Genomic DNA, 26,853 nt, shown 5'->3' on the forward strand with positions numbered 1-26,853 from the left:
CCCGAAGGGCGGCCTTCAAATCCTATTCGTCCCGGTGGACCCGCTCACGTCGCTCGTGCCGCTCCTGGGCCTCGAGGCTCAGGGTGGCTATCGGACGCGCGTCCAGCCTTGCGAGGGTGATCGGCTCCCCGGTCTCCTCGCAATAGCCGTAGGAGCCGTCCTCGATCCGCCTTAGCGCCTCGTCGATCTTGGAGATCAGCTTGCGCTGCCGATCACGAGTACGCAATTCCAGAGCACGATCGGTCTCAGACGAAGCACGATCAGCCAAGTCCGGGTGATTTTCGGTTTCAGTTTGAAGATGAGAGAGAGTTTCGCGAGATTCGCGAAGAATTTCTTCCTTCCAGTCCAGCAGCTTTTGCTTGAAGTATTCGAGCTGCCGCTCGTTCATGAACTCCTCGTCCTCGGAAGGACGATACTCACTTTGCGTTTCCAACACCGCGGTCGCCTTCATCGACGTTCCCACGCTAGCAATTCAAGCCCCGACCTTGAGGCGTGCCGCTTATACCAAAAGATTTGGCGGATACAATGAAGCTGCGCGCGGCAGGCGAAGCTTCCTGTCCGGTTCATGCGGCGCCCCTCGCCACTTCCAGCTTGGCGATCTCCACCGCCGCCCTGGCCTCGATCTCGTTGAGCACGCCCGCCAGGGCCTCGTCCTCGACACTCGACTTCTCCTGGCGCACGGCCAGGACCAGGCGGTCGAGCGAGGCCGGGGTCACGTCCCCGTCCAATAGGGCGATCTTGATTTCGTCCAGCACATCGAGAATGCGGCCGGCCCGGCGCACGGCCCGGCGCCGGCGCTCCAGCGGCCCGGCGACCTCTTGCAAGGCCAGAAGCGCATCGAGCGAACTGACGGCGGTCAGGCCGCTCGTCGGCGCCGCGTGCGCAACCTCGGCGACGCCGCCGGGCTCGCTGGGCACCGAAAACCCGCCGGCGGCCGGCCGCGAGCCCACGCGGGCGGCGGCGGTCGAGCCGAGGCTGGAGGGACCATTGACCTTCATTTACGCCTGCGAAGTGGCCATCGAACTAGGCTAATTCAAGGGTAGTGTTGTCTGCGTCGATTGCCGGTTCGTTAATACCCGGCAAAAGCTGCCCTAGGCGCCGAAGGGCCACGCTCGCGAATCCTGAGACTTTGAATCCAAAAGACTTTTTCGCACGAAAAGTTGGCATGAACCTCGCATGCGACGTGGTTAATGGCGCGCCCGCCGGCTCGCCCACCCTTTTGGACGCGGAAGTTTCATGCGGTCTTTGCGGCTCATCCGCCTGACGGGCGCCCTGCTGGCCCTGACCATCGGCCTCGGCGGCGCCCAGGCCATGGCGGCCTCGCGGATCAAGGACATCGTCCAGTTCGAGGGCGTGCGCGAGAACAAGCTGGTGGGCTACGGCCTGGTCGTGGGCCTGGCCGGCACCGGCGATAGCCTGCGCAACAATCCCATGACCAAGCAGAGCCTCGAGGCGATGATGGAGCGCCTCGGCGTCAATATGCGCGACGCCACCAACATCGACACCAAGAACGTGGCCGCGGTGATGGTCACCGCCAGCCTGCCAGCCTTCGCCGCCGCCGGCTCGACCATCGACGTCAATGTGGCGGCCATGGGCGACGCCAAGAGCCTGCAGGGCGGCACGCTTCTGGTCACCCCGCTGCTGGGCGCCGACGGCGAGGCCTATGCGGTCGGCCAGGGCACGGTGGAGACCGGCTCGATCTCGGCCGGCGGCGCCTCTGGCTCCTCGGTCAGCAAGGGCGTGCCCACGGCGGGCCGCATCGCCGGCGGGGCCAGCATCGAGCGCGAGGTCGGCTTCGAACTCGCCAATATGAACGTGCTGCGCCTGACCCTGCGCAATCCCGACTTCACCACCTCGCGCCGCGTGGCCGACGTGATCAACGCCCGCTATCCCGGCTCAGCCCAGGCCGAGAACCCCACCATCGTCGCGCTGAAGCCCCCGGCCGGCTCGGACATGGTCAGCTTCGTCACCTCGCTCGAGAACCTGGAGGTCGAGCCCGACGCCCCGGCCAAGGTGGTGATCGACGAGGTCGCCGGCGTGATCGTGATGGGCGAGAACGTGCGCCTGTCCACCGTGGCCATCGCCCAGGGCAACCTGACCATCAGCGTCGAGGAGAAGCCCGCGGTCAGCCAGCCCCTGCCCTTCAGCCAGGGCACGACCCAGGTGGTCCCGCAATCCAAGGTCAAGGTCGACGAGGAGAAGGGCAAGAAGCTCCTGGTGGTCAAGGAAGGCGCCTCGCTCGCCTCCCTGGTCGCCGGCCTCAACGCCCTGGGCGTCACCCCGCGCGACATGATCTCCATCCTTCAGGCCATCAAGACCGCCGGCGCCCTGCAAGCCGACATCGAGGTGATGTGATGTCCGGCTATTCCGCGATCACTACGCCGATCTCCTTGCTCACCCCGGCGGCCAGGACGCCAGCCCTGGGCGCAGTCCAGATGAGCGCGAGCGAGACCGCGCGCCGGGCCGCGATCAAGAAGACCGCCACCGATTTCGAGGCCTCGTTCCTCTCCACCATGATGAGCCAGATGTTCGACGGCGTGCAGACCTCGGCCCCGTTCGGCGGCGGCGAAGGCGAGCAGGCCTACAAGTCGTTCATGGTCGAGGCCTACGCTAAGCAGATGGCCGCCCGCGGCGGGGTCGGCGTGGCCGCCGCCGTGCAGCGCGAAATGCTCAAGATGCAAGGCCTCAGTCAGGAGTAGCCCAGATGCAGCCAGCCCCCGGACAGCCCGACCGCATCGAGCCGATGATCCGCCTGACCCAGCGCCTGACCGAATTGCTGGCGCTGCAGGCCGCAGCCTTCGAGGAACGCCGGCCGCAGGACGCCGCCGCCAGCATGGACGAGACCACCCGCCTGGCCAACGCCTACCGCCACGAGGCCCAGCGCCTGCGCAACGCCCCCGGCGAGATCGAGCGCGCCACCGCTGACCAGCGCCGCCGCCTGCGCCAGGCCACCGAGGCCTTCGACGCCGTGGTCGCCCGCCACGGCCGCGCCCTGCACGCCGCCAAGACCGTGACCGAGGGCCTGGTTCACGCCATCGCCAACGAAGTCGCCCGCCAGCGCGGCGCCAACGCCGGCTACGGCCCCCGCGGCGTGCGCAACACCGGCGCGGCGAGCGCATCGATCACGCTTAACCAGCGGGCTTGAGAGGCGAATCCAGCGGCAAGCGTTGCTTTACACCCAGCGCATCCAGAAAGGCCTCGTCGTGGCTGACCACGATCAGGGCGCCGTCATAGGCGGCGAGCGCCGCCTCCACCGCCGCGATCGAGTCCAGGTCCAGGTGGTTGGTCGGCTCGTCCAGGATGATCAGTTGCGGCGGGCGCTCGGCCATCAGCACGCAGGCCAGGGCCGCCCGCAACCGTTCGCCGCCAGAGAGGTCGCGGGCCAGCTTGAGCGCTGCGGCGTTGCGGAACAGGAACCGTGCAAGCGCGGCGTGGGCGGCGTTGTCGCCAAGGCCGGGATTGAGGCGGCGGAAGTTGTCGATCAGGCTGAGATCGCCCTGGAGCAGCGCCGCCTGCTGGTCCAGCACCACGGCCGGAACGCCACGGACGATACGGCCGGCGTCGGGCTCGACCTGGCCCTCGGCCAGGCGGATCAAGGTGGTCTTGCCGCGACCGTTGCCGCCGGCCACCGCCAGCCGTTGCGGGCCGGTCAGGCGGAAGCTGAGCTGGTCCAGGATCCTGGGCCCGCCCGGCCAGGCGAAGGAAACCTGCTCGAAGGCCAGCACCAGCTTGCCTTCGGCGAGGCCGCTCGGCGGCAATTCGAAATCCAGCCGCCTGATCCGCTCCACTCGCGCCTGGGCGGCCGAAAGATCGGCCTGGGCCTGGTCGCGCAGGCGCTCGGCCAGGCGGCTTTGGCGGGCCCCCGTCGCCTCGGCGCGGTCGGCCCGGGCGTCCAGCAGCATCTTGGGCGCGTCGCCGCGCGCCCGGGCGCGGCGGCCGGCGGCGTCGCTGCGCGCCTTGCGTTCGCGCGTCTGCTGCAGCGCGCGGTCCACCCGGCGCGCCTCGCGTTCGGCCGAGTCCAGGGCCAGCACGGCGGCGCCCTCTTCCGCTTCCTTGCGCTCGGCGTAGAGGTCCCAGCCGCCGCCGTAGACGCGGGCGCCCAGGCCGCTCAACTCGACGATCCGGTCCATCCCCTTCAGCAGGGTCCGGTCATGGCTGACCACTACCGCCCCGCCCGGCCAAGCCGCGAGCGCCTCGGCGACGAGGGCGCGGCCCCCTCCATCCAGGTTGTTGGTCGGCTCGTCCAAGAGGATCAGATCCGGCCGCGCGATCAGGAGCCGGGCGATCTCCGTCCGGGTGCGCTGGCCGCCGCTGAGGCTGGCTGCCGGCCGGTCGAGTGAGAGGCCCTCGAGCCCCACCTCGGCCAGCGCCGCCTCGATCCGCGCCGCCAAGTCCCAGTCGGCGAGGTCGAAGTCCTCACCGCTCCCCTCCCCGCTTTCGATGCGGTCCAGTCGCTCCAGCCCCTCGGCGACGCCCAGAAGGTCTTCCAGCACAGCGCCCTCGGGCGCGGCCTGGGCCTGACGTAGAAGGCCGATGCGCCCTCGCCGGGTGACCACGCCGGCGGCAGGCTCCAGCTCGCCCAGCATCAGCTTGAGCAAGGTGGTCTTGCCGCAACCATTGCGGCCGACGACGCCGGTGCGCTCGCCGCCGAAGGAAAGGGTCAGGTTTTCGAAGAGGGTGCGCCCGTCAGGGGCGCGCCAGGACAGGCCGTCGAGGGTGATGAAGGGGATCATAGGAGACCGAGGCGAAGGAACAGGGCGGGGCGAAGCAGGTGTTCGTCGCGCGTTCCATCTCGGGTCTCCTTGCAGCGTTCGCGCCCGGAGCATAGCCGAACCGGCGGCGCCAAGGCCAGCCTGTGCATCACGGGCCGATTGCCGCGCAAGAAGCGGAACGCCCGGGCGGCGGCGTGGCGGCATACCTCTGGCCATCAAGTCCAGGAGTTCCTTCCCATGTCCTACGTCGTCACCGGCCTTCCCGTCGCCGCCTTCCAGCCCCTGTTCGGCCTGTCCGAGGCCGAACTCGCCGATCACGGCGCGATCCGCTACACGGTCGCCGCCAAGCCGGGCTCGCCTTGCCGGATCACGCTCGAGGACGCAGAGCCTGGCGAGAGCGTCTTGCTGCTCAACTACGAACACCACGCCGAACCCACGCCCTATCGCTCCAACCATGCCATCTTCGTACGCGAGGCGGCCCTGGAGACCGCGCGGTTCGAGGACCGCCTGCCGCCGGTGTTCCAGGGACGGCTTTTGTCCATCCGCGCCTTCGGTCAGGCCGGCATGATGGTCGATGCCGAGGTGCTGCAGGGCGCCGAGGCCGAGCCCCTGATCCAGGCCTGGCTGGAACGGCCGGAGATCGCCTATCTGCATGCGCACAACGCCAAGCGTGGCTGCTATTCCGCACGGATCGAGCGGAGCTGATTGGCGTAGCACGGGCGGGCTCCTACATAGTCGCCATGACCCAGCCCGCCCGCATGCCCGCCCTGTTCATCGGCCACGGCTCGCCGATGAACGCGCTTCAGGACAATCCCCTGACCCGGTCGTGGGTCGAGCTCGGACGGCGCCTGCCGCGACCCAAGGCGATCCTGTGCGTCTCGGCCCACTGGGAGACCAAGGGCGTCCTGATCACGGCAGCGGAAAAACCCCGCACGATCCACGACTTCTACGGCTTTCCTCAGGCGTTGTACGAGATGGCCTATCCGGCCCCCGGCGATCCGGCCCTGGCCAAGGATCTGGAGGCGCGCCTCGCGCCGTTCCGCGCCCGCGCCGACCTCGACGGCTGGGGTTTGGACCATGGCGCCTGGAGCGTCCTGAAATTCCTCTATCCCGAGGCCAATGTCCCGGTGCTGCAGCTCAGCCTGGATCTGCGCCGCAGCCCCGACGAGCACTACGAGATCGGCCGCGCCCTGGCGCCCCTGCGCGATGAGGGGATCCTGGTCCTCGGCAGCGGCAACATCGTGCACAACCTGCGCCTGTTCGATCCGCGGAACCTTCAGCCCCTGCCCTGGGCCGTCAAATTCGATGCGGAGGTCGCCCGGCGGATCACCGCCCGGGACCACGCCGCCCTGACCGACTACCTGGCGCTCGGCCCCGAGGCGGCGCTGGCGGCGCCGGAGCCGGACCATTTCCTGCCCCTGCTCTATGTCATCGCGACGCAGCACGAGGACGAGCCGGCCACGGTGTTCAACGAGATGGTGGTGGGCTCGCTGTCGATGACCTCGGCGATCGTTGGGACGGCCTAAACCGCCGGCTCATCCGCAAGCAGCGCCTCGAACACGCCCCTCGTCCGGGCGATAAAGACGTCGCGCTCGCGGCCGACGAGGGGTTGGTCGCGGATCAGGCGCTCGACCAGGAAGCCGATGAAGGCCGCCGCCAGCACCCGCGCCCGGGCCGGCGCATCCTCGCCGCCAAGCCACTCGCCGATCGGCGCCAGAAAGCGCTCCTGGACCGCAAGGTTCAGCAGCGGCGCCGTGGTCGGCGAGGTCGCGGCGCGCAGCAGGAACTGAAAGGCGTGGGTGCGATCTTCATGGACATGGGGATCGCCGGCCATCATCTCCGCCATCTCGGCGGCGAAACTCGACCGCTCCCAGTTCCGGATCCGATCAGGATGCAGCGAGGCCTTCAGAGCCTCGGCGAACAGCCCCTCCTTGCCGCCGAAATAGCGCTTGATCAGGGCGACATCGGCCCCCGCGTCAGCGGCGATCTCGCGCAGCGAAGCCAGGTCATAGCCCTGGCGCGCAAACTGCGCCTTGGCCGCCTCCAGAATCGCCGCGCGCGTCGCCTGGGCGTCGCGGCGGCGGGGGGGAGCGCTCTCGCGCGTCAGGACCAATGCTTCACTCATCACGCGCGCCTTATCCGGGTCGCAGACCCACGTCAGGCCCGCGCCGGGATCACCACCTGCATGCTCTCATAGCCATGCACGAACGAGGAATAGGTGCGCACCGGCTCGCCGACCAGCTCGATCCGGGGGAAGCGCTTCAGGATCTCTTCCCAGATGATGGTCAGCTGCATCTCGGCCACCCGGTTGCCGACGCAGCGATGCACGCCGAAGCCGAACGACATGTGGTGGCGCGGCCGCTCGCGATCGATGACGTAAGCGTCGGGCTCCTCGATCACCGCCTCGTCGCGATTGCCGGAGATGTACCACATCACCACCCGGTCGCCCTTCTTGATGGTCTTGCCGCCGACCTCGATGTCGCGCGTCGCCACCCGGGTCATGTGCGCCAGGGGTGTCTGGTAGCGGATCGTCTCCGAGACCATGGAGCCGACCAGGGCGGGATTAGCCCTCAGCTTGTCGTACTCGCCGGGGTTCTTGTTCAGCCAGTGGACGCTGCCGGAGATGGTGTTGCGGGTGGTGTCGTTGCCGCCGACGATCAGCAGCACAACCGTGCCGTGATACTGCTCGCGCGACATCTCGCGGGTCTCGGGGTGATGCACCAGCATCGAGATCAGGTCGTTGCCCGGGGTGCCGCCCTGAACGCGCTGGTTCCAGAGCCCTTCGAAGGCGCCGAAGCACTCCATCACCGCCTCGGCCTTCTGCTGCCAGCTCTCCACCGGCCCGTGACCCGGCTGGTTCATGAACATGTCGGACCACCAGGGCAGTTTGCGCCGCTGCTCGAACGGGAAGTCGAACAGGGTGGCCAGGGTCATGGCCGTCAATTCCTTCGAGACCAGGTCGACCCAGTCGAAGGGCGTGCCGATCGGCAGGGAGTCGAGGATGGCGCCGGCCCGTTCGCGCACGATCGGGGCCATGGTCGCCAGGTTGGCGGGCGCCACGGTCGGGCTGACCGCCTTGCGGTGCACGCTATGCTCCGGCTCGTCCATGGTGATGAAGCCGGCCGATCCGCGCTTGCGGGGCTCCTGCCCCATGGCGCGTAGCGCCTTGTCCTGCTCCTCGGCCAGTTTCAGATTGAAGAGGCCGATGCCCTCGGCCGAGGAGAAGCCCTCGTGGTCGGTGTCCACCGCCATGATGTCGTCCCAGCGGGTGATCGACCAATAGGGGCCGAACTCGCTGTCAGCGGTGAAGTGCACCGGATCCTCGCGGCGAAGGCGCTCGAACACCGGCCAGATGGTGTCGGCCTGGAAGCGGTCGGTCCGCGCCGGGTTGAGTTCGGCCAGCGGCAGCACGTAGGCCTCGGCGTCGGAGGCGGCTTCGGGCTTTACGGCGACGTTCATGAAGGAACTCCCTGTGTCCGCTCGAGCGGTCGGATCGGCTTCTTGTTCAGGCCACGCGACCGTACGGGCGCTTGACCTGCGCATAAAAGTCAATACGCGTTGACTTGCATTGTCAATGTGCGTTGACATGGCCACGGCGACAGGCGCGCCCTTGGACGACGGGCCGAACGCCGCACAACTCCGAAGCTGCGCTGAAGGCCGATCATCTCGACTTGGCGGCGAGACTCGGGTCTGGTCCGGCAGGCGAGCGACGCGCTACGCCGAGCGAGACCTTCCGATGCCCCCAATCCTGCGATCCTGCCTGGCGGGCCTCTGCGCGGCGATGCTCGCCGCCCAGGCCCAGGCCTCGACCGCGGCGCGCGACCTCGGCCTGCCCTTCAACGGCCGGCCAGGCCCGCTCGACGCGATCACCGATGTTCCGGGCGTGCTGGTCGGCCAGGCGACGCTGATATCGGGCGCCGCCGACAAGGCGAACGGACCGGTCGTGCGCACCGGGGTCACGGTAGTCCTGCCGCGCGGCAAGGACAGCGACGCGGCGGTCACCGCCGGCCTGTTCGATCTCAACGGCAATGGCGAGGTCACCGGCCAGGCCTACCTGCAGGACTACGGCGTCATCCATGGCCCGATCGGCATCACCAACACCAACGCCATCGGCCAGGTCTATGCCGGCATCCAGCAGTGGACCTCGCGCCGGTTCGGATCGGCCATCTGGCCAGTGGTCGGGGAGACGTCGGACTCCACCTTGAATGACATCGAGGGCTTCCACGTCACCGCCGAAACCGCTCAGGCCGCGCTCGAGGCGGCCAGAGGCGGGCCGGTCGAGGAAGGCGGCGTCGGCGGCGGGACCGGCATGATCTGCTTCGGCTTCAAAGGCGGCATCGGTACGGCGTCGCGGATCGTCTCCGTCGCGGGCAAGACCTATGCGCTGGGGGTGCTGGTCCAGTGCAACACCGGGGCGCGGCGTGTCCTGCGCCTCGGCGGCGCCCCGGTGGGACGCGAACTTGCGGATCGCTGGCTGCCCTGTACGGCGATCACGCCGCCGCTTGATACCGAACTGCCACCCTGCGGCCCCGACGGGACCGGCGGCCGCTGGAAGCGGGACCAGGGCTCGATCATCATGGTGGTGGCGACGGACGCCCCGCTCTCTTCCCTGCAGCTCGATCGGCTCGCCAAGCGGGCGGCGATGGGGCTGGCTCGCCTCGGGTCCTATTCCGGCAACAGCTCGGGCGACCTGATGCTGGCCTTCTCGACCGCGCCGGGCGCCAACGACACCGAGCATGGCGCGTCGCCCACCACGCCTCAGCTACCCAACGGCGACATCGACCCCCTGTTCGAGGCCGCCGTCGACGCCAGCGAGGAGGCGATCAGCAACGCGCTCGTCTCGGCGCAGACCATGACCGGCTATCATGGTCACCGCGCCTACGCCCTGCCGCACGATACGCTGAAGGCGATCATGGCCAAGTATGGCGCTCAATAGCTCTTCGGCAGGTGCAGCACGCGCTCGGCGATGAAGTTCAGGATCATCTCGCGGCTGACCGGGGCGATGCGGGCGATCATGGCCTCGCGGAAATAGCGCTCGACGAAATATTCCTTGGCGTAGCCCATGCCGCCGTGGGCCAGGACCGCATTCTCGCAGGCGCGGAACCCGGCCTCGGCGCCCAGGTATTTCGAGGCGTTGGCCTCGGCGCCGCAGTCCTTGCCGGCGTCGTAGAGGGCCGCGGCCTTGAAGGCCATCAGGTTGGCGGCTTCCAGCTCGGCCCAGGACTTGGCCAGGGGATGCTGGATGCCCTGGTTCTTGCCGATCGGCCGGCCGAACACCACCCGCTCGTTGGCGTAGTTGGCGGCCTTGGCCAGGGCCGCGCGGCCGATGCCCACGGCCTCGACCGCAAACAGCACCCGCTCGGGGTTCAGCCCGTGCAGCAGGTAGGAAAAGCCCTTGCCCTCCTCGCCGACCAGATCCTCGGCCGGGACCTCCAGATTGTCGATGAAGAGGGTGTTACACTCCACCGCCTTGCGGCCCATCTTCGGGATCGGGTTGGCCTCGATGTGCTTGCGGTCGAGGTCGGTATAGAACAGCGACAGGCCCTCGGTCGGCTTCTTCACCTGGTCCTTGGGCGTGGTGCGGGCGATGATCAGGATCTTGTTGGCCCGCTGGGCGCCGGTGGTCCAGATCTTCCGCCCGTTGATGCGGTAGCCATCGTTGGTGCGCTCGGCCTTGGTCTCCAGGCTGGAGGTGTCCAGGCCCGAATTGGGCTCGGTGACGGCGAAGCACATCTTGTCCTCACCGGAGATGATCCGCGGCAGGGCATGCTGGCGCTGAGCGTCCGAGCCGAACTTCACCAGCGGCATAGGACCGAAGATGTTCAGGTGGATCGAGGAGGCGCCGGAGAAGGCCGCGCCCGACTGGGCCACGGTCTGCATCATCACCGCCGCCTCGGTCAGGCCCAGCCCCGCCCCGCCGACGCTCTCTGGCATGGCCACGCCCAGCCAGCCGCCCTCGGCCATGTCGGCGACGAAGTCCTCAGGATAGCGGCCGGTCTCGTCGGTCTTCAGCCAATAGTCGTCGCCATACTTGGCGCAGACCTTCTGCACGCCTTCGCGGATCGCTTCCTGTTCCTCGGTCAGCCAGAAGCCGGACATGGCCTTCCCCTTCTTGTTGTCTTTACGGATCAGGCGTCGGCGAAACGCGCCGGCGCCAGGATTTCGGCCCAGGGCCCCAGATCGGTGTCCGCCAGATACGCCGCGGTGATTTCGGCGACAAGCGGGGCGAGCAGCCAGCCGTTGCGGCGCGCGCCCACAGCAAGCAATACGCCCGGCGCCGCCGAGGGTCCGACCATGGGCCGCCCGTCCGGCGAAGTCGCGCGCACGCCGACCGCCGGGATCGGCTCCAGGTCCCTGACCGCCGGATAGAGCCGCCCGGCCAGGGCGTGCAGGCGCTCGACGGTCGCCGGGTCGGCCATCAGGTCGTTTTGGCCCGCCTCCATGGTCGCGCCGACGAAGAGGCCATCCTCGCCGCCTGCTGCATAGCCGCCCTGGCACCGCAGGGTCGGCGCACCGGCGGGCGGCGTGAAGTCGGGATAGCTGACGATCTGGCCCTTGATCGGCGCCAGCCGGGAAAGCTCGGGAGCAAGGCCCAGGCCCGCCGCGCCGGTCGCCAGCAGCACCCGGTCGGCGACAAGGCGGCCCCCGTCCGCCAGCACCGCGGCGCCGGGCTCGACCGCAGCCAGAGCCCCGCGCACCGCGGTCCCGCCGGCCGCGCGGAAGGCGCCCAGCAGGGCTGGCAAGGCCTCGGCGGGGCTGAGCCGCCAGTCCTCGGGGGTGAACACGGCGTTCAGGCCATCAAGGCTGGCCGGCGGCGGCGCGATCTCGGCGCCTAGGGCCTTCAGCTTGGAGCGCAAGGCCTCGACCCTGGGCTCAAGCCCCGGCAGGTCGACAAAGGCGGCGCCCGCCCGCGACAGGCCGATGTCTCGCCCGATGCGCGCCTCGAACGCCGGCCAGAGCTCGCGCGCGGCGCGCAGCATGGCGAACGGCACGTTGGTCTCGGGATCCAGCACGCTCTCGAGGGCCGGCGCCAGCATGCCCGCGGCGACCGCCGAGGCGCTGCGGCCGAGGCCCAGGTCGGGGTCGACCAGGGTCATACGCGCGCCGGACTGGACAAGGCGAAGGGCGATGGCCGATCCGAACGCGCCCGCGCCCGCGACGATCACCCGGGCGTTGGAAAGGCCGGACATGGCCCTAAGCACCCCAATCGCCCCCCGGAGGTCAAGGCCCTACCAATAGGCCTGCATGATCGCCCTGGCCCAGTCGGGCTCGCGCACCTCGCCCCGGGGCAGGAAGCCGGACAGCACCGGCTTGATGTCGATGATCGGGGTGCCGTCGATGGCGTCCAGCCCCTCGACCTCCACCTCGCGGCCGGTCACGGCGACGATGCGGCAGACGGTGACGCCAAGCCGGTTCGGCCGGTTCTTGCCGCGCTGGGCGAAGATGCCGACCAGCGGCCAGTCCTCGCGCCCACGCGGGCGGCGCGCGCCGGTCTCGATCTTTTCGTCGGGGACGCGGTCGAAGAGGTAGATCACCTCGGCGTGCGAAAAATCCCCAAGACCTGCAAGGGCTTCCGGCGGGAACCTCTCGTCCAGCACCAGCCTTGCTCGGCTCTTGCCCCAGTCGTCATCGATCGGCTGGTCCCGCCCGCCGCGTACGACACCGACGGGTTCGATGGTGAAGGGCATGGCGGGGATCCTTGAGCTATGAGCCCTATCTAGGGTCAAGGCCGTTCGATTTGAACCGCCAGTTCATGCTCCAGCAGCCATTGCTTGCGATGCAGCCCGCCGCCGTAGCCGGTCAAGGAGCCGTCGGCGCCGATCACCCGGTGGCAGGGCACAACCAGGGCCACGGGGTTGGAGCCGTTGGCCAAGCCCACCGCGCGCACCGCCTTGGGCCGCCCCACCCGCTCGGCAAGGCCGCGATAGCTGAGGGTCTCGCCCGCGCCGATGCTGGTCAGGGCGCGCCAGACGCTGCGCTGGAACTCGGTGCCCGCGGTGGCCCATTTGATTTCGTCCAAAGCCTTCAGATCGCCTGAGAAGTATCGGTCGATGCTGGCTTTCATCGCCGCCGGCGCCGGGCCTGCCGCCAGGGGCGTCGCGCCATAGTGCAGCCGCATCAGCCGGCGCATGCGCGGCTCGTAGTCCTCGAAATCGAAGGCGCGCAGCACCCCGGCTTCGTCGGTGACCAGGAGGGCGACGCCGATCGGGGTCGGATGACGATCGAGGAACAGGCGCTCAGGCGGCTTGGCGGGCATCGGGCTTCGTCTTTGGCGTTGGCAGGGGATCGGAGGCCCAGAGATGCAGGGCGGCATAGGCGCGCCACGGCCGCCAGGCCTCGGCGCGGGCCAGGAGTTCGGCGGGCGTCGGCCGTACGCCCTGTTCGTCGGCGAGAGCGCGCATCAGGCCGATGTCGCCATGCGGAAAGGCGTCGGGCTCGCGCATCTCGCGCATGGCGATGTACTGGGCGGTCCATTCGCCGATACCCGGCAGAGCCTTCAGCCGGGCGACAGCCTCATCCAGGTTGGCGCGGGCGCCGAAGATCAGAGGATCGGCCACCACCGCGGCGGCCATGGACGACAGCGCCTTGGCGCGCGCGCGCGGCATGCCGAGCACCAGGCCCAGATCCTGGTCGGCTATAGCGGCGGCCCGAGGGAAGGTATGGGTCAGGCCCTCCACACGCCCCTGCAGGGCGTCCGGTAGCGGGTCGCCATAAGCGGCCACCAGCTTGCCGGCCAGCACCGTAGCGGCGGTGACGGTAATCTGCTGGCCCAGGATGGCGCGCATGGAGAGCTCGAACCCGTCCCAGGCGCCGGGCGTGCGCAGGCCAGGCCGCGCCGCCACTAACGGCGCCAAGGCCGGGTCGCGGCTGAGCTGGGCGCCGATGGTCAGCGGGTCCGCCGCCAGGTCGAACACCCGCCTTACCCGCGCGATGATCGCCGGCAGGGCCGAGAGCTTGGGAAAGCGGATCTCGACGCCCAGCCGGTCGCCCTCCAGCGGCCGCACGACCAAAAGGCCCTGGTCGCCGCCGATGGCGATGGTGCGGGCATAGCTTCGCGGCGAAACCACCTCCACGCCCGGAATGGCGCGGTGCGCCAGAAAGCCGACGATCGAGTCCCAGTCATAGGGCGGCCGGTAGGGCAATCGGATGAAGAGGGCGTCGTCGCCCTGGGCCGAGACCTCCGGCTGGGCGCCGCGGCGCAGCGCGCCCGGCGGGCGGCCGAACAGCACCTGGAAGGTCTCGTTGAAGCGGCGGATGCTGCCGAAGCCGGCGGCCATGGCCACCTCGGCCATCGGCAGCCGGGTCTCGTGGATCAGCTGCTTGGCCAGCAGCACACGCCGGGTCTGGGCCACAGCGATCGGCGAGGCGCCGAGATGCTGGCGGAACAGCCGCCTCAGCTGCCGCTCCCCTACCCCCAGCCGCTCCGCCAGGGCCTCGACGTCGCCGGCGTCCAGCGCTCCGGTCTCGATCAGGGCCAGGGCGCGCGAGACGGTGTTGGCCGCCCCGCGCCAGGCCCCCAGGTCCGGCGAGGTCTCCGGTCGGCAGCGCAGGCAGGGGCGGAACCCCGCCGCCTGAGCCGCCGCGGCGCTGGCGAAGAAGACCATGTTTTCCGGCTTCGGCGTGCGCGCAGGGCAGATCGGGCGGCAGTAGATGCCGGTGGTCTTCACCCCGCTGAACAGGCGCCCGTCGAACCGGGCGTCGCGGGTCTGGAAAGCGCGGTAGCAGGCGTCGTGGTCGAGGTCCATGCGCGCATGATCGCCGCTGGAGGGCGCCATGTCTCGCGGTTTTCGGACATGGACGGCGGCGCCTAGAACTCCTTGGTGATCCCGCCGAAGATCCCGCGCCGGGCGCCGAACTGCGGCGCGCCGACCCCGACGCCGGTGCCGTCGCGGATCTCGTACTTCTTGTCGAACAGGTTCACCACATCGAGCCGCAGCTCCACCGGCCCCAGGGGCGCGTCCTTGAAGCGGTGCGAGAGGCCGAGATTGACCGTCGTATAGGGCGAAAGCTCCCGCCCGTTGGGCGCTGCCCCCTCAGCGCGCAAGCCGCTGCCATAGATCAGGTCCGCGCTCATCCGCGTGCCGCGCCACAGATAGGAGACCCCGGCCGAGCCGGTGAACTTCTGGTCGTGGTCCAGATAGATGTAGTGGGTCTTGATATAGGCCAGCTCGTCCGGCGCGAAATTGAACTGGCTGGAGACGATGTCGCGGCCCTGGGCGTGGCCATAGGCCAGGTTGAAATAGGCCGACAGCGGCCCGTGCTGATAGGCGCTGGAAAACTCGACGCCGTACTGGACGCCGCGATCATAGTTGAACGGAGTCAGGATGATCGGCGCACCGAACTGGCCCTCGTCGATCAGGTGGCGCGAGCGCTTGTAATAGGTGTCCAGCCCGACGGTCAGGCCGCGGATCACGGTCTGCTCGACCCCGACATCGTAGTAGTCGGCGCGCTCGGCATAGGGAGTGGTGTCGAGGCCCGCGCCCGCCTGGCCGGTCGTGCCGGCGAACTTGCCGATGGTCTCGGCCGCCACCAGCTCGAACGGCGGCGGGGTGAAGTAGCGCGCGTAGCCGATGTGGACGGTGGTGTGCTCCAGCGGCAGCCAGACCAGGTTGGCGCGGGGGCTGACCTGGTTCTCGTCGCGATAGCCGTCGAACTGGTCGAAACGCAGGCCGTAATTCAGGGTCAGGTCCTGCAGCAGCTTCCACTCGTCTTGCAGGTAGACGCTGTAAGTCCCTGAGGTCTTGGCGCCATTGTCGATGATGGTCTCGGGCGTCTGGCTCGCCTGGCCGCCGTCCTCGGCCAGAGGGATCACCTGCGAGCTGGTCTGGCTGGTGGAACGGTCAATCTCGACGATCACCCCGCCGCGCAAGGTGTGGGCCTCGGTCAGGTGATAGACCCCCTCGGCCTGCAGGCCGCCGGCGGTGTCCGACTTGGCGGCGGTCTGGGCGATGCCGTTATAGATCAGGTCCCCCAGGACATCCGGCGCGAAGCTGAGGGTCGAATAGCGCGCGAACAGCGACAGCTGGCCGGTGAAGCGGTCGGTCGTGTGCAGGTAGCTGCCGATCAGATAGTGGGTGACCTCGCGCTGGTTCTCGTTCAGCCGGTCGCTGGGATAGGCGGTCTGGCCATCGACATTGATCGCCTGCCCGCTCGGCAGGGTGAAGGTGCTCGTCTCGCCGGCGACATCCGGGATCTGGAAGCGCTGGATCGAGGAGCCGGCGATCAGGGAGACCCGAGTTTCCGGATCAATCGTGTCCTCCAGATAGCCGAAGCCCTGGAACTGGTCGGTGCGGTCGTGCAGTGGGTTCGAGCGGCCGTCCGGCGACTCGACGCCCAGGTCGTTGTGCAAATATCCCAGCGAGACGAAATAGTTCAGCGAGCCGCTGGAGCCGCCGTAGTCCACGCTGGGCTGGACCTGATCGTGGCTACCGCCATAGACGCTGGCCTGCCCGCTGTTGTCGAACATCGACTTGGTGGTGATGTCGACGATGCCGGCGGTGCGCAGGCCATATTCGGCCGGCAGGGCGCCCGTGATCAGCTGGATCTTGTCGGCCAGGCGCGGGCTGAGCGCCTGGCTGAACACGCTGAGGCCCTCGGGCAGGATCACCCCGTTCAGGCGGAACTGCAGGCCGTTGTGTTCGCCGCGGATATGCAGCTGACCATAGGAGTCCTGAGCCACGCCGGGGGCCTGCAGCACCACCTGGTTCATCGAGACGTTGTCGCCGCCCGGCAGGGCCTGGATGGCCTTGGAGTCGATGGTGTAGGTCGAGGCGCCGACCTGGGGCTGGATGCTGGCGCGGGCTTCGGACAGCCGCCGGGCGGCGGTGACGACGATGTCGGTGACTGGGCTGTCCGCCTGCCGGGGCGCGGCGGCCTCCTGGGCATAGGCGGCCAAGGGCGCCGCCAAAGCCGCGCCCATCGCGCCGGCCAGCAGCGCGGCCTTCAAATCACGGACCAGCAAACGCAAACCCTCAAACTGAACAACGTTCGCATGTGCTTTAGTGGGGCCGGCGGGAGGCGGCGATAGGCCCAGTTCCCGATCCGATCGGGAATTTTTCCCGATCCCGCGCTTCCTGCTAGAAAGCTGGACGACAAGATGACGCGACTCTGCACCAGCCTTCCCGCGAGCCTGCCATGTCCCTGCGCCTGAGGGTGCTGATGGCCATCGCCCTGGTGCTGATCCTGGGCGCGGCCGTAGGCTCGGCCCTGGCCACCTGGGACGCGCGCCGCGTGCTGCGTGAAGAACTGCAGGCGGCGCTGATGGGCGGACGCCAGACGGTGCGCAGCGCCTTCGAGGACCTGCCCCGCTCCGACCACCCCGAGCGGGACCTGAACCAGCTGGTGGCCACCTTCAACGGCAATCGCCATGTGATCGCCATCCTGCGCGAGCCGGACCGCCAGCCGATCGCTTCTGTCCCCTATCGCCGGGTTCTGGGCGCACCGGCCGCCTACCGCGCCCTGCTCGACCCCCAGCTGGACGACGTCGTCGTGAATGCACCGTCCGGATCCACCAGCATCGTCCTGCGCGCCGCGCCCGACAACGACGTCGCCGACAGCTGGCGCCAGTTCGTCGGCGCCCTGACCGTGACCGCCGCAGTCGGACTGGCGGGCGTGGTCCTGGTGCACCTCCTGATCGGTCGGGCGCTGAGGCCCCTGGGCGCGATGGGCGCGGCCCTGGCCCGCGTCGGCGGCGGCGACTATGGCGCGCGCGTGGAGCTTAAAGGCCCGAAGGAGCTGGTCCGCCTGGGCCGCAGCTTCAACCGCATGACCGGCGACCTCGCCGAGATGCGCCGGCGCACGCGGGTCCTCGAAGAACAGGTGCTGAAGCTGCAGGACGAGGAGCGCGCCGACCTCGCCCGCGACCTGCACGACGAGTTCGGCCCGCACCTGTTCGCCGCCAATATCGACGCCAGCATGATCGGCCAGGCCCTGGCCGCTGGAAAGACCGACGAGGCCTTGAAGCACGCCAAGTCGATCCAGGCCTCCGTAGCGCGGATGCAGCGCCAGGTGCGCGATATCCTGGCCCGCCTCCGCCCCGCGCGCCTGACGGAGCTGGGCTTCGCCGCCGCAATCGAGGACCTGGTCGAGTTCTGGAAGAGTCGCCAGCCAGACCTGGATTTCCGAGTGGCCGTCTTAGTCGAAGAGCACGACCTGCCCGAAGCGATCCAGGAGGTGGCCTATCGCGTGGTCCAGGAGGGGCTCAGCAACGCCATCCGCCACGGCAAGCCGCGCCGCATCGAGGTAGAGCTGCGCCTCGAGGCTGGCCATTTGCTTTCGGTTCGTATCGCCGACGACGGATTCGCCGGTCCCCAGGACGACGGGCGCCCGCGCTTCGGCCTGGTCGGCATGCGCGAGCGGCTGGAGGCCGTCGGCGGCTCGCTCAGCATCACCCGCGGCTCGCCCCGCGGCTGGACTATCCTCGCCCAGACTCCCCTGCCCGACCGGATCAAGGACCCAGCGCCCGCATGAATATCCTGCTCGTCGATGACCACGCCATCGTCCGCGCCGGCCTGCGCCGGCTTCTGGAAGCCTCGTCCAGCGACAAGGTGTTCGAGGCCCAGGATGGCGGCGAGGCCCTGGCCATGATCGCCGGGCGGGCGATCGACCTCGTAATCCTCGACCTGAACCTGCCGGGCCTGGGCGGGGTCGAGCTGATGCGCCGGATCCTGGCTGTGGCGCGCACGCGCGTGCTGATCCTGAGCATGCACGCCGAGCCGCTCTATGCCGCGCGGGCGCTCGAGGCCGGGGCCAGCGGTTATGTCAGCAAGAACGCCGCGCCGGAGGAGCTCTTGACCGCCGTGCGGCGGGTGCTGGGCGGCGGGCGCTATGTCGAGGCCGAGATCGCCCAGGCCCTGGCCTGGCGCGGCGGGAACGACCAGTCGGTGGACCAGCTGACCCCGCGCGAGATCGAAATCATGCGGCTTCTGGCCGGCGGCAAGAGCCTGTCCGAGATCGCCGCCGAACTGGGCGTTGCCTACAAGACCGCCGCCAACCTCTGCAGCCAGATCAAGTCCAAGCTCGGCGTCGCCCGCACCGCCGACCTCGTCCGCCTGGCGATCGAGGCCGGGGTGGCCTGACGGCGGCTCAGGCCGCCGCTGGCTCTGCGACCAGATCCGGCTCGTGCTCGGCCTTCAGGAAGCGGCCGAACACAAGGCCGAACAGCAGCAGCATGACGGCGCCTGCGGCGCAGAGGCCGGCGTGCAGCAGCCAGAACTTGATCGGCCCCATGCTTTCGAGCAGGCCGCCCAGGCGGCCGGCCAGCTCGTTTCCGAACGCCAGATAGAAGTAGTAGACGGCGATCATCACCCCGCTCAGCGACTTCGGCGCCACGCGCGAGAACAGGGCCATGCCGACGCCGTAGACATTCACGAAGCCGATGTCGTTGACGATGTGGAAGGCGAGCCCCCAGCCGAGGCCGATCTTCTGACCGGTGGCGGCTTCCTGCATGCTGGCCAGGGCCAGCAACAGCGGCGCGGTGGCCGAGATCAGGCAGCCGATGATCATCTTGGCCAGGTCCTGCGGCTCGCGCCAGAATCGCGACCACATTTGCCAGAACGCCAGCACCGAAATCAGGCATCCCACCGAGACGATCGCGTCCAGCGACACCAGCCACGAGGCCGGCATGGCCTTGCCCCCCACCAGCAGGTTGTAGTGCTGATCACCCCAGATCAGATAGGTGTTGAAGATCTGCTGGTTGCCGAGCGAGGACAGCGACAGCGCCGGAACCATGGCGATCAGGATGGCGATCAGCACGAAGTCCCGCTTGGTCAACGGCACGCGCGCTTCGCCGTCATTGGCGCGGCTCTTGGCGGCCTTCGGCAGCCACGGCTGGCCAATCACCAGGGTCGCCAGACCCAGGGCCATAGACGCCCCGGCGGCGAAGAAGCCGTATTTCCAGCCGAAGGCCTGGGCGAGGCCGCCGCAGACGATCGGCGCAAAGATCGAGCCGGCCTGAATGCTGAGCGTGAACAGCTGGAAGCCCGAACTGCGCCGCAGGTCGTCGGGTGCATAAAGATCGCCGATCTGGGCGGCGATGTTGCCCTTGAAGCAACCCACGCCGATCAGGATCAGAGCGAAGGCGATGACGAAGGAAGCCTCCGACGCCATCAGCGCATAGCCGAGCACCATGAGGGCGGCGCCCAAGGTTATGGTCTTGGACCGGCCAAGCCACTGGTCGGCCACCCAGCCGCCGACAAGCGGCGTGACGTAGCAGAGAAAGCCGTAGCGACCGACCAGCAGGGTCGCAAAGGCGACGATGGTGACGCCGCTGGCGCCCAGCATGGACCGCACTGCGCCCATGCCGAGCACGTGCTCCACATGCCCGGGCAACAACAGCTGCTTGGTCAGGAAAAGGGCCAGGATCGAACTGGTGCCGTAGTAAGCGAAGCGCTCGAAACCCTCGCCGACGACCAGAAAGAGCAGGCCCAGCGGATGGCCGATAAAACGTTTGTCGACCGGCGCACTGGCGCCGGAAACACTGGTGATCATAACTCCTCCCCCGGAGATTTTCGCGCACCATCCCGTTTTGCGGGGCGCAAGGCAATCGCAGCGGGTTGCATGGCCGCCAGCAGCCAGTGAAAAACGGCCAAAACAAGGGGAACGCCGTTATGGAGCTGAAGACCACCCGCTACGCCCTGGAAGCCGGCATAGCCACCATCACCCTTTCCCGGCCCAAGCGGCGCAACGCCTGGACCGGGCGCATGCACACCGAATACCGCTGGCTGCTGGACCAGGCGGACAAGGACCCGGCGGTGCGGGTGATCGTGGTCACCGGCGACCCCGAGGGCCAGGCCTTCTGCGCCGGCGCCGACCTGGGCGCCCTGGAGGGCCATGCGGAGAAGGGCCGCTATGACCCCGGCACGGCGGAGGACATCGCCCGGCCGGGCTATGGGGTCGACCCGCATTTCGACGCCAGCTTCGCGTACCACTTCGGGATCGGAAAGCCGGTGATCGCGGCGATCAACGGCGCGGCGGCGGGGGTGGGCCTGGTGTTGGCGGCCTTCGCCGACCTGAGGTTCGCCGCCGCCGGGACCAGGTTCACCACCACCCATGGCCGCTTCAACTTCCCCGCCGAGTTCGGCCTGTCCTGGGTGCTGCCGCGCATCATCGGCCTGACCCATGCCAACGACCTCTTGCTGTCCAGCCGGATATTCACCGCCGAGGAGGCCCTGGAGATGGGCTTCCTCAACAAGGTGCTTCCCGCCGATGAGTTGATGATCCACGTCACGGACTATGCGCGAAAACTGGCGGCGTCGGTCGCGCCCGGCTCGGCCCGCGAGACCAAGCGCCAGATCTATCGCGACCTGCACCGAGACGCCGCCACGGCCGTGACCGAGGCCGAGCGCCTCTTGGAGACCATGATCCGCCATCCGAACTATGCCGAAGGGGTCAAGGCCTGGATGGAGAAGCGGGCCGCAGATTGGAAAGGATAGGTCGCGGGGATGAAACCTTTTCCCGCCGTTGTGCGAACTGACATCTGATCGGCCGACGCAAAGGCGCTCTCCTTGAAAATGACCGTCTACGCCCTGGCGATCGTCGCCTCGACCCTGTTGGCGGCTTCAGCCCAGGCCGCGGATCTGCTCGCCGGGGCCAGGGATACGGCGGGTCGTCCCGCCAGCCTCACGGGCCTCGCCGGGCCGAGCGGCTTGGTGCTGATCGTCTTCCGTTCGGCAAGGCATTGCCCGGAATGTCGGCGACGACTGGCGAACTTTCGAGCCTCGCGCGCCGACCTGGCAAGCCGTGGCTATGGTTTGGCGGTGGTCAGTCGCGACAGCCCCGAGACGCTGGCCGTCACGGCTCGCAGATGGGCGATAGATTACCCGCTACTCTCCGTCGTCAGCATGACCACGCCTCTGCCCTTGGAGCGCCGACAGCCTAGCGTGCTGGTGCTGACGCCAAGGGGCGCCGTCGAGGCGAGGTTGATATCCTCGAGCTACGGCTCGCCGGACGTTGGCGCCGCGATCGCTGCGATCGACGCCTTGCCCCGCTGCATGACGCCGAGCGTACGCCAGCCCAGCGTGCCCACCACCTGCCAGGGCCGGCCGGCCTCGATACCGATCAACTGAATTTGGGGATTTGCGATGGTACCGCCTCCCCGGTTCGAACGGGGGACCTCCAGAGCCACAATCTGGCGCTCTAACCAACTGAGCTAAGGCGGCGCATCGCGAGGGGCCACTCTCTAGTCTGTGCCGCGGCGAGGATCAAGCGCCGAGCGAGGCTTGCGGCCATGATCACGCCCAGCCATCTTGGCCTTATGCCTGACATCCGCACTGGCCAGCTGGCCGCCAATAGCCTTTCCTTCGCCTATGACGAGGCTGGCGAGGGCGATGACGTCGCCCTCCTGCTGCACGGCTTTCCCGAATGCCGCTTTTCCTGGCGACATCAGCTCGAGCCCCTGGCGGCGCTGGGCTGGCGTGCGGTGGCGCCGGACCTGCGCGGCTATGGCGGTTCCAGCAAGCCGGCGGGCAAGGCGGCCTATCGCATGGAGCGCCTGATCGAGGACGTCGCGGCCATGTTCGACGCCCTGGGCGCGCGGCGGCGGCTGTTGATCGGCCACGACTGGGGCGCCCTGATCGCCTGGGCCTTCGCCATCGAGCGATTGCGCCCGCTGGACGGCCTGGTGGTGATGAACGTGCCCCATCCGGCGGTCTATATCGAGCACATGCGCTCAGGCTGGCGACAACGCGCCAAATCCTGGTACGTGGGCATGTTCCAGATCCCGTGGCTGCCCGAGGCCATGCTGACCGCCGCCGGCGGCCAGCAGGTGGGCCGGACCTTTGCGAACACCACCGCCAATCCGGCCGCCTTCCCACCCGAGGTGCTGGATCACTATCGCAGGAACGCGATCATCCCCGGCGCCATGACCGCCATGGTCAACTACTATCGCGCCAACACCCTCAGCCTGCCGCAATGGGGCCCGGGCCGGGCGCGGCGGATCGAGGTCCCGACCCTGCTGGTGTGGGGCGAAAAGGACCCCTTCGTCGGGGTCGAGCTGTCCGAAGGCTACGGTCCCTATGTCCGCGACCTGACGCTCGAGCGCTTGCCCCATGCCTCGCATTGGGTGCAGCAGGACGATCCTGACGGCGTCAATGCGCGGCTGAAGGCCTGGATGACGGCCAAGGGTCTGAGCGGCTGACAAAGCCATCCCTCAAAAGAAAAAGCGCCCCGGAACTTTCGCTCCGGAGCGCTGCATTAGAGCCCTGACAGGCCTGCCGATTACTCCTTCGGCAGCCGCCAGGTGATCTTGAAGGTGTAGCTGGCGCCGTCGACCGGGACACCGTCCTTGGTCATCGGCTTCAGCCGGAAGATCTTCGACAGGGCGATCGACGCAGAGTCGAAGCCCATGTCGGCCGGGGTCACCGCGAGCACTTCGCAGTTCACCAGCTGGCCCTTCGACGTCACGGTGCACTTCACCGTGGTCGAGCCCTCGACGTTGTTCCGCTGCGCACGGTCCGGATAGTACCGCGCCATGTCGTCCTCATCGGGGCGACGGGCGAAGTCCGGCTGCGTGATCACCGCCTGGTGGGGCGGCGAGGGCGGCGCAGGCGCCGGCGGCGGCGGCGGGGCCTTAGGCGCCGGCGGCAGCTCTAGCGGCGGCGGCGGCGGCAGGCCCGGCGGCGGCGGCACCGGAGGACGCGGAGCGACCTTCGGCGGCGGCGGCGGCGGTGCGTTCTTGGGCGGCGGAGGCGGAGGCGGAGGCGGAGGCGGCGGCGGCGGCGGGTGCAGAAGGTTGACCTTCACCGCCTCGTCGGAGAACTCCTGGTACTTCGGCTCGAACTTCGCCTTGTAGATATAGACGCCGATAATGGTGTGCAGCACCGCCGCGAAACCCAGGCCGACATAGAAGCCGGTCCGGTTCCGCCGCGGGCGGCGGTCAGCCGTCAACGGGTCGTAGTGGTGCGCGTGTTCGGGATGCTCTTGATCAGCCATGCTGTTCCGCGAGCTCCTAACTTGGCTTGTGCCCGCGCTGATCGGTGCCGATCAGAGCGACGCTGTAGAAGCCATTGTCCTGGAGCTTGTCCATCACACCCATGAAGTCCCCATAGAGGGTCAGCTTGTCGGCGCGGATATAGATGCGCTCCTTGGTCGGGTCCCGCTTGCCGATCAGCCGGCGGAGGTCGCCGCCCAACGCGTCCAGGTCAGTGGGCGAGTCGTAGATGTGCAGCGAGCCGTCGGCCTGGATCGTGATGTAAACGGGTTTCGGCGGGCTTTTCGAGACGGGCGCCACCGCGGGAGGTAGGTCGACTTTCACCGACACGGTGGCCATTGGCGCGGCCACCATGAAGATGATGAGGAGAACCAGCATAACGTCCACGAAGGGCGTGACGTTAATTTCGTGGTTCGACTCGATATTGAACTTACCTCCGCCAGCCCCTGCGAGTTTGGCGGCCATCGGTATTACGCCCCCTTATCGAGCTGGCGCGAGATGACGTTCAGGACTTCAGCCACGAAACCTTCCGACCGGGTGCCGTAGGCGGAGATCCGGGTCTGGAAGAAGTTGTACATGACCACGGCCGGGATAGCGGCGAAGAGGCCGACGCCGGTGGCGAGCAGCGCTTCAGCGATACCGGGCGCCACGACGGCCAGGTTGGTGGTGTTGGTGTTCGCGATGCCGATGAACGAGTTCATGATCCCGAACACGGTGCCGAACAGACCCACGAACGGGCCGGTCGAACCGACCGAGGCCAGGAACTGCATGCCGCCCGACAGGCGCTTGGCCAGCGAGGCCTGAACGGCCACGACCGCCGAGGACGCGCGGGTCAGGGTGGTGTCGCGATGTTCGCCGGTGACCGACAGGCCAGCCTGGCGGGACAGTTCGACTTCGGTGGCGGCCGCGGCGGCCATGTCGGCCATCGGGTTGCCTTCGAACTCTTCCGAGGTGGCGATGCGGTTGATGTCGGCGACCGAACGGGCGGTGCGGAACGACTCCAGGAACTTGTCCGATTCACGGTTCAGGCCGGCGAACTCGAACAGCTTGGTGACCAGCATCACCCACGAGAACACCGAGCAGGCCAGGAGGCCCAGGATAACGATCTTCACCACCAGGGTGGCGTTGCCGAACATGACCGGGATGGTCAGCTTCTGCGGGCCCTTGGCGGCTTCGGCGGACTGGTCGGCCGGAGCGGCGGAGGCAGCAACCGAGGAGTCGGCCGGGGCGCCGGATTCGGCCGGAGCGCTGGCGGCGGAGGAAGCCGCCGAAGACGCCGCCGTCTGAGCGAGAGCCGGCGTGCTCATCACCAACGCCGCGGCGCCGAGGAGAGCAATGATGGGGGTCGTTCGTTTGTTGAGCATCTGTCGCCAGTTCCTGCTTGGTCTAGCACATTTGGACCGAAGGGTCGTCGCGCGAGAGCGTCTTCCCGTGAATTCGTTAGCCCGAAACCGCCCCCTTGCGGAACCGATTTCAGTTTATTTTCGCCGTTTCGTCCCGTTGCGCTCACTGGCCTCCGCCCTATCTGAGGGAGGCGCCGAGAGCGGCCGTGACGCACCGCCGAAGCCCCATCGGCCTGAGGCCGACGGAACATTACCGCAAGGTTAGACTTGCGGAACGCGCTCCAATGGCAACCCCTTCGAACATCGTCAAGGGCGAAGGATTCATTTCCAAATGTGGGGCGCCGACGCAAAAGACTTCTTGTTGCAGCGCACAATCGAGGTGCGATTGATAATTTGTGCTTTCCCGAGAGGAAAAGCCTGATTTTCGTTGCAGCGCAGCGCGATCTGTTATCACAAAATTGCCCGTCAGGTCACAGCCGCCGGTAACGGCGCTCGGGCAAGGGCGCCCGTTCGCCGTCGAAAAAAATCAGAGCCTTAGGAAGCGGCGAGGCCGGACGATGAAAATCTGAGCGGTCCGCCGCCCAGATTTTGTCACGCTTGCGCCCCAAAAGGATTGGATCGGGCACGAAATCCCGATGGAACCGGGAACTTTTCCCGGCCCTCCCCGGACAACCTGAGCCATGGAAGTGGCGTTGCGAGCGGCGGCGCTTCGGCCGCGACGCGCATGTGGGGATACCAAACGACGATCACAGCTCGAATCGAACCCCTGGGAACCCAGCAAAGGAAAACGCCCGCCGGCGATGGCCAGCGGGCGTCTGAAGCGGGGTTTCGGCCCGAGGACCGTCCCAGTCCTATTGGTATCCGGGGGATACGTAGCTGACGCCAGCCACGCCGGCGGGCACGAAGTCGCCTCCGGGAGGCGCGCCATAGTTCACCCCGCCGACCACCCTCAGCCCCGGGAAGGTGATGGTCGAAGTGGTGACAAGCGGCGTCGAGACCAAAACGCCCGACGAGGTCGAATAGACCGTGCTGGCGAAGGAAGCGCCCGAGCGCGGTTGCAGATAGACGCTGTAGAAAGATGTCAGCGCCATGTTGGTGCAGGCGGTGTCGCGGCAGGGCCAATAGAGATAGCCGCCGTCGTTGTGCGTACCCCAGATGATCGGCCCGATGGAGACGATGTTGGTCCGCTCAATGTCCGCGGTCCAACCGACCGGGCTGGTCGAGACCGGCCAGATCGACATGCCTTGATAGCCCGTGCGGCAAGTGAAGTTGTAGATACGCAGCGCCTTGACCCCGCCGAATGGCTGAAGGCAGTCCGCGTGGAACTGGTCGGAATAGCCGTAGATGCCGTCGATGCGGACGTTCTCGATCTGGATCGTGGCGGCCGGCGAGTTGAACACCAGGCCGTCCGACATGGCGCCGCCCGACGCATCGCCCAGCAGGCCCTCGATATGCACTACGCCGGTGGCGCCGCTGACCTCGAGGATCCGGCTGGCCGGGCTGTTGGATTTATCGACGGTCCCATTGGACAGATAGGTCGGCGGCACGGTGTTGTAGCCGCCGATCGACACCACGTTGTGGCAGTTGAAGATCTGAACCCGCCCGACGTGCTTGGTCTTCGGCCAGTTGAGGATGCAGTCGGGGTGGTTCATGGGCGAGGCCATGAAATTGCCGGCCGCGATGTTGATAACCACCGGGTTGTAGAGGGTCGGCGGTCGCCACTTCAAGGTTCCGGCGGAAGCCAGGGCCGGGGCGACGAGCAGGCACAGGCCCGCGAGTGCCGCCCAGAGCGGGCGACGCAGGGGGTTCGGCATAAAGTCGAGCCTTTCAGGTTGCTTGGAGTTCGCCGACGGCGTTCTGCCCGCCCGGC

The 26,853-nt window shown here is 68.1% G+C and carries 27 protein-coding genes and 1 tRNA gene; 11 read left to right on the top strand and 17 right to left on the bottom strand.

Annotation, left to right across the window (positions count from 1 at the left end):
* Window positions 1–22: 22 nt before the first annotated feature.
* Together dksA and fliX are read right to left on the bottom strand one after the other, a co-directional pair.
* On the bottom strand, window positions 23–451 hold the full coding sequence (gene dksA, locus KCG34_RS04420) for an RNA polymerase-binding protein DksA (RefSeq protein ID WP_211939187.1): 429 nt from the start codon (window positions 449–451) through the stop codon (window positions 23–25).
* 112 nt (window positions 452–563) lie between these two features.
* Window positions 564–998 (bottom strand): flagellar assembly regulator FliX, encoded by a 435-nt coding sequence (gene fliX, locus KCG34_RS04425; protein WP_211939188.1) that lies wholly within the window; start codon window positions 996–998, stop codon window positions 564–566.
* Window positions 999–1,236: 238 nt separating this feature from the next.
* Here fliX and KCG34_RS04430 point away from each other — a divergent pair, with 238 nt between their 5' ends.
* From KCG34_RS04430 to KCG34_RS04440, 3 genes are read left to right on the top strand one after another with little or no spacing between them, the layout of a single operon-like run.
* The gene (locus KCG34_RS04430; protein ID WP_211939189.1) at window positions 1,237–2,355 is read left to right on the top strand and encodes a flagellar basal body P-ring protein FlgI; all 1,119 of its coding nucleotides are present in this window, start codon (window positions 1,237–1,239) and stop codon (window positions 2,353–2,355) included.
* Entirely contained in the window at window positions 2,355–2,699 is a 345-nt protein-coding gene (locus KCG34_RS04435) for a rod-binding protein (RefSeq protein WP_211939190.1), read from the top strand. Before KCG34_RS04430 ends, KCG34_RS04435 begins: the two co-directional genes overlap by 1 nt.
* Window positions 2,700–2,704: 5 nt before the next feature.
* Window positions 2,705–3,145: a flagellar basal body protein gene (locus tag KCG34_RS04440; protein WP_211939191.1), complete on the top strand. Its 441-nt coding sequence runs from the start codon at window positions 2,705–2,707 to the stop codon at window positions 3,143–3,145.
* Here the strand turns inward: KCG34_RS04440 and KCG34_RS04445 are convergent.
* On the bottom strand, window positions 3,129–4,733 hold the full coding sequence (locus tag KCG34_RS04445; protein WP_211939192.1) for an ABC-F family ATP-binding cassette domain-containing protein: 1,605 nt from the start codon (window positions 4,731–4,733) through the stop codon (window positions 3,129–3,131). The two genes, KCG34_RS04440 and KCG34_RS04445, sit on opposite strands and share 17 nt — an antisense overlap.
* Window positions 4,734–4,949: 216 nt before the next feature.
* Here KCG34_RS04445 and KCG34_RS04450 point away from each other — a divergent pair, with 216 nt between their 5' ends.
* Together KCG34_RS04450 and ygiD are read left to right on the top strand one after the other, a co-directional pair.
* A complete protein-coding gene (locus KCG34_RS04450) occupies window positions 4,950–5,417 on the top strand; it encodes a DUF1203 domain-containing protein (RefSeq protein ID WP_211939193.1) in 468 nt (155 codons plus the stop codon).
* A 35-nt stretch (window positions 5,418–5,452) separates the two neighbouring features.
* Window positions 5,453–6,238, top strand: coding sequence for a 4,5-DOPA-extradiol-dioxygenase (gene ygiD, locus KCG34_RS04455; RefSeq protein WP_211939194.1), 786 nt, complete (start codon window positions 5,453–5,455; stop codon window positions 6,236–6,238).
* Here the strand turns inward: ygiD and KCG34_RS04460 are convergent.
* Together KCG34_RS04460 and KCG34_RS04465 are read right to left on the bottom strand one after the other, a co-directional pair.
* The gene (locus KCG34_RS04460; protein WP_211939195.1) at window positions 6,235–6,837 is read right to left on the bottom strand and encodes a TetR/AcrR family transcriptional regulator; all 603 of its coding nucleotides are present in this window, start codon (window positions 6,835–6,837) and stop codon (window positions 6,235–6,237) included. The two genes, ygiD and KCG34_RS04460, sit on opposite strands and share 4 nt — an antisense overlap.
* 32 nt (window positions 6,838–6,869) lie before the next feature.
* Window positions 6,870–8,171 carry a cytochrome P450 gene (locus KCG34_RS04465; protein WP_211939196.1) on the bottom strand — a complete coding sequence of 434 codons (1,302 nt, stop codon included), beginning with the start codon at window positions 8,169–8,171 and terminating at the stop codon, window positions 6,870–6,872.
* 277 nt (window positions 8,172–8,448) lie between these two features.
* On the opposite strand from KCG34_RS04465, the gene KCG34_RS04470 reads away from it, so the two are divergent.
* A complete protein-coding gene (locus tag KCG34_RS04470; protein WP_211939197.1) occupies window positions 8,449–9,648 on the top strand; it encodes a P1 family peptidase in 1,200 nt (399 codons plus the stop codon).
* Here KCG34_RS04470 and KCG34_RS04475 read toward each other — a convergent pair.
* Genes KCG34_RS04475 through KCG34_RS04500 form a run of 6 tightly spaced genes read right to left on the bottom strand, consistent with a single transcriptional unit; the run spans window position 9,642 to window position 16,674 of the window.
* The gene (locus KCG34_RS04475) at window positions 9,642–10,811 is read right to left on the bottom strand and encodes an acyl-CoA dehydrogenase family protein (protein ID WP_211939198.1); all 1,170 of its coding nucleotides are present in this window, start codon (window positions 10,809–10,811) and stop codon (window positions 9,642–9,644) included. The genes KCG34_RS04470 and KCG34_RS04475 overlap by 7 nt on opposite strands.
* A gap of 29 nt (window positions 10,812–10,840) precedes the next feature.
* The gene (locus tag KCG34_RS04480) at window positions 10,841–11,902 is read right to left on the bottom strand and encodes an NAD(P)/FAD-dependent oxidoreductase (protein ID WP_211939199.1); all 1,062 of its coding nucleotides are present in this window, start codon (window positions 11,900–11,902) and stop codon (window positions 10,841–10,843) included.
* 39 nt (window positions 11,903–11,941) lie between these two features.
* A complete protein-coding gene (locus tag KCG34_RS04485; RefSeq protein WP_211939200.1) occupies window positions 11,942–12,400 on the bottom strand; it encodes an SAM-dependent methyltransferase in 459 nt (152 codons plus the stop codon).
* 35 nt (window positions 12,401–12,435) lie between these two features.
* Entirely contained in the window at window positions 12,436–12,969 is a 534-nt protein-coding gene (locus KCG34_RS04490) for a methylated-DNA--[protein]-cysteine S-methyltransferase (protein WP_211939201.1), read from the bottom strand.
* Complete coding sequence (locus tag KCG34_RS04495) at window positions 12,950–14,488, bottom strand: AlkA N-terminal domain-containing protein (protein ID WP_249138215.1); 1,539 nt, start codon at window positions 14,486–14,488, stop codon at window positions 12,950–12,952. The genes KCG34_RS04490 and KCG34_RS04495 overlap by 20 nt, the downstream gene beginning before the upstream one ends.
* A 32-nt stretch (window positions 14,489–14,520) precedes the next feature.
* On the bottom strand, window positions 14,521–16,674 hold the full coding sequence (locus KCG34_RS04500; protein WP_211939202.1) for a TonB-dependent receptor: 2,154 nt from the start codon (window positions 16,672–16,674) through the stop codon (window positions 14,521–14,523).
* A gap of 173 nt (window positions 16,675–16,847) precedes the next feature.
* On the opposite strand from KCG34_RS04500, the gene KCG34_RS04505 reads away from it, so the two are divergent.
* Window positions 16,848–18,182 (top strand): sensor histidine kinase, encoded by a 1,335-nt coding sequence (locus KCG34_RS04505; protein WP_211939203.1) that lies wholly within the window; start codon window positions 16,848–16,850, stop codon window positions 18,180–18,182.
* Window positions 18,179–18,790 carry a response regulator gene (locus KCG34_RS04510; protein ID WP_211939204.1) on the top strand — a complete coding sequence of 204 codons (612 nt, stop codon included), beginning with the start codon at window positions 18,179–18,181 and terminating at the stop codon, window positions 18,788–18,790. Before KCG34_RS04505 ends, KCG34_RS04510 begins: the two co-directional genes overlap by 4 nt.
* A gap of 7 nt (window positions 18,791–18,797) precedes the next feature.
* On the opposite strand, the gene KCG34_RS04515 is transcribed toward KCG34_RS04510, so the two are convergent.
* A complete protein-coding gene (locus KCG34_RS04515) occupies window positions 18,798–20,201 on the bottom strand; it encodes a peptide MFS transporter (RefSeq protein WP_211939205.1) in 1,404 nt (467 codons plus the stop codon).
* Window positions 20,202–20,320: 119 nt separating this feature from the next.
* Between KCG34_RS04515 and KCG34_RS04520 the strand changes: the two genes are divergently transcribed.
* Both KCG34_RS04520 and KCG34_RS04525 read left to right on the top strand, forming a co-directional pair.
* Window positions 20,321–21,145 carry an enoyl-CoA hydratase-related protein gene (locus KCG34_RS04520; RefSeq protein WP_211939206.1) on the top strand — a complete coding sequence of 275 codons (825 nt, stop codon included), beginning with the start codon at window positions 20,321–20,323 and terminating at the stop codon, window positions 21,143–21,145.
* Between the two features lie 78 nt (window positions 21,146–21,223).
* Entirely contained in the window at window positions 21,224–21,778 is a 555-nt protein-coding gene (locus KCG34_RS04525; RefSeq protein WP_249138388.1) for a peroxiredoxin family protein, read from the top strand.
* 16 nt (window positions 21,779–21,794) lie between these two features.
* Here the strand turns inward: KCG34_RS04525 and KCG34_RS04530 are convergent.
* Window positions 21,795–21,871: transfer RNA gene (locus KCG34_RS04530), tRNA-His, on the bottom strand.
* A gap of 68 nt (window positions 21,872–21,939) precedes the next feature.
* Here KCG34_RS04530 and KCG34_RS04535 point away from each other — a divergent pair.
* Complete coding sequence (locus tag KCG34_RS04535) at window positions 21,940–22,848, top strand: alpha/beta fold hydrolase (RefSeq protein WP_249138216.1); 909 nt, start codon at window positions 21,940–21,942, stop codon at window positions 22,846–22,848.
* 80 nt (window positions 22,849–22,928) lie between these two features.
* Here KCG34_RS04535 and KCG34_RS04540 read toward each other — a convergent pair whose 3' ends face one another.
* The 4 genes from KCG34_RS04540 to KCG34_RS04555 form a co-directional block, all read right to left on the bottom strand.
* The gene (locus tag KCG34_RS04540) at window positions 22,929–23,642 is read right to left on the bottom strand and encodes an energy transducer TonB (protein ID WP_211939208.1); all 714 of its coding nucleotides are present in this window, start codon (window positions 23,640–23,642) and stop codon (window positions 22,929–22,931) included.
* 16 nt (window positions 23,643–23,658) lie between these two features.
* Window positions 23,659–24,105 (bottom strand): biopolymer transporter ExbD, encoded by a 447-nt coding sequence (locus KCG34_RS04545; protein WP_211939209.1) that lies wholly within the window; start codon window positions 24,103–24,105, stop codon window positions 23,659–23,661.
* A 5-nt stretch (window positions 24,106–24,110) separates the two neighbouring features.
* The gene (locus tag KCG34_RS04550; protein ID WP_211939210.1) at window positions 24,111–25,004 is read right to left on the bottom strand and encodes a MotA/TolQ/ExbB proton channel family protein; all 894 of its coding nucleotides are present in this window, start codon (window positions 25,002–25,004) and stop codon (window positions 24,111–24,113) included.
* An 830-nt stretch (window positions 25,005–25,834) separates the two neighbouring features.
* Window positions 25,835–26,797 (bottom strand): hypothetical protein, encoded by a 963-nt coding sequence (locus KCG34_RS04555; protein WP_211939211.1) that lies wholly within the window; start codon window positions 26,795–26,797, stop codon window positions 25,835–25,837.
* Window positions 26,798–26,853: the final 56 nt, after the last annotated feature.

The sequence above is a fragment of the Phenylobacterium montanum genome (genome assembly GCF_018135625.1).
GTDB classification, from domain to species: Bacteria; Pseudomonadota; Alphaproteobacteria; order Caulobacterales; family Caulobacteraceae; genus Poindextera; species Poindextera montana.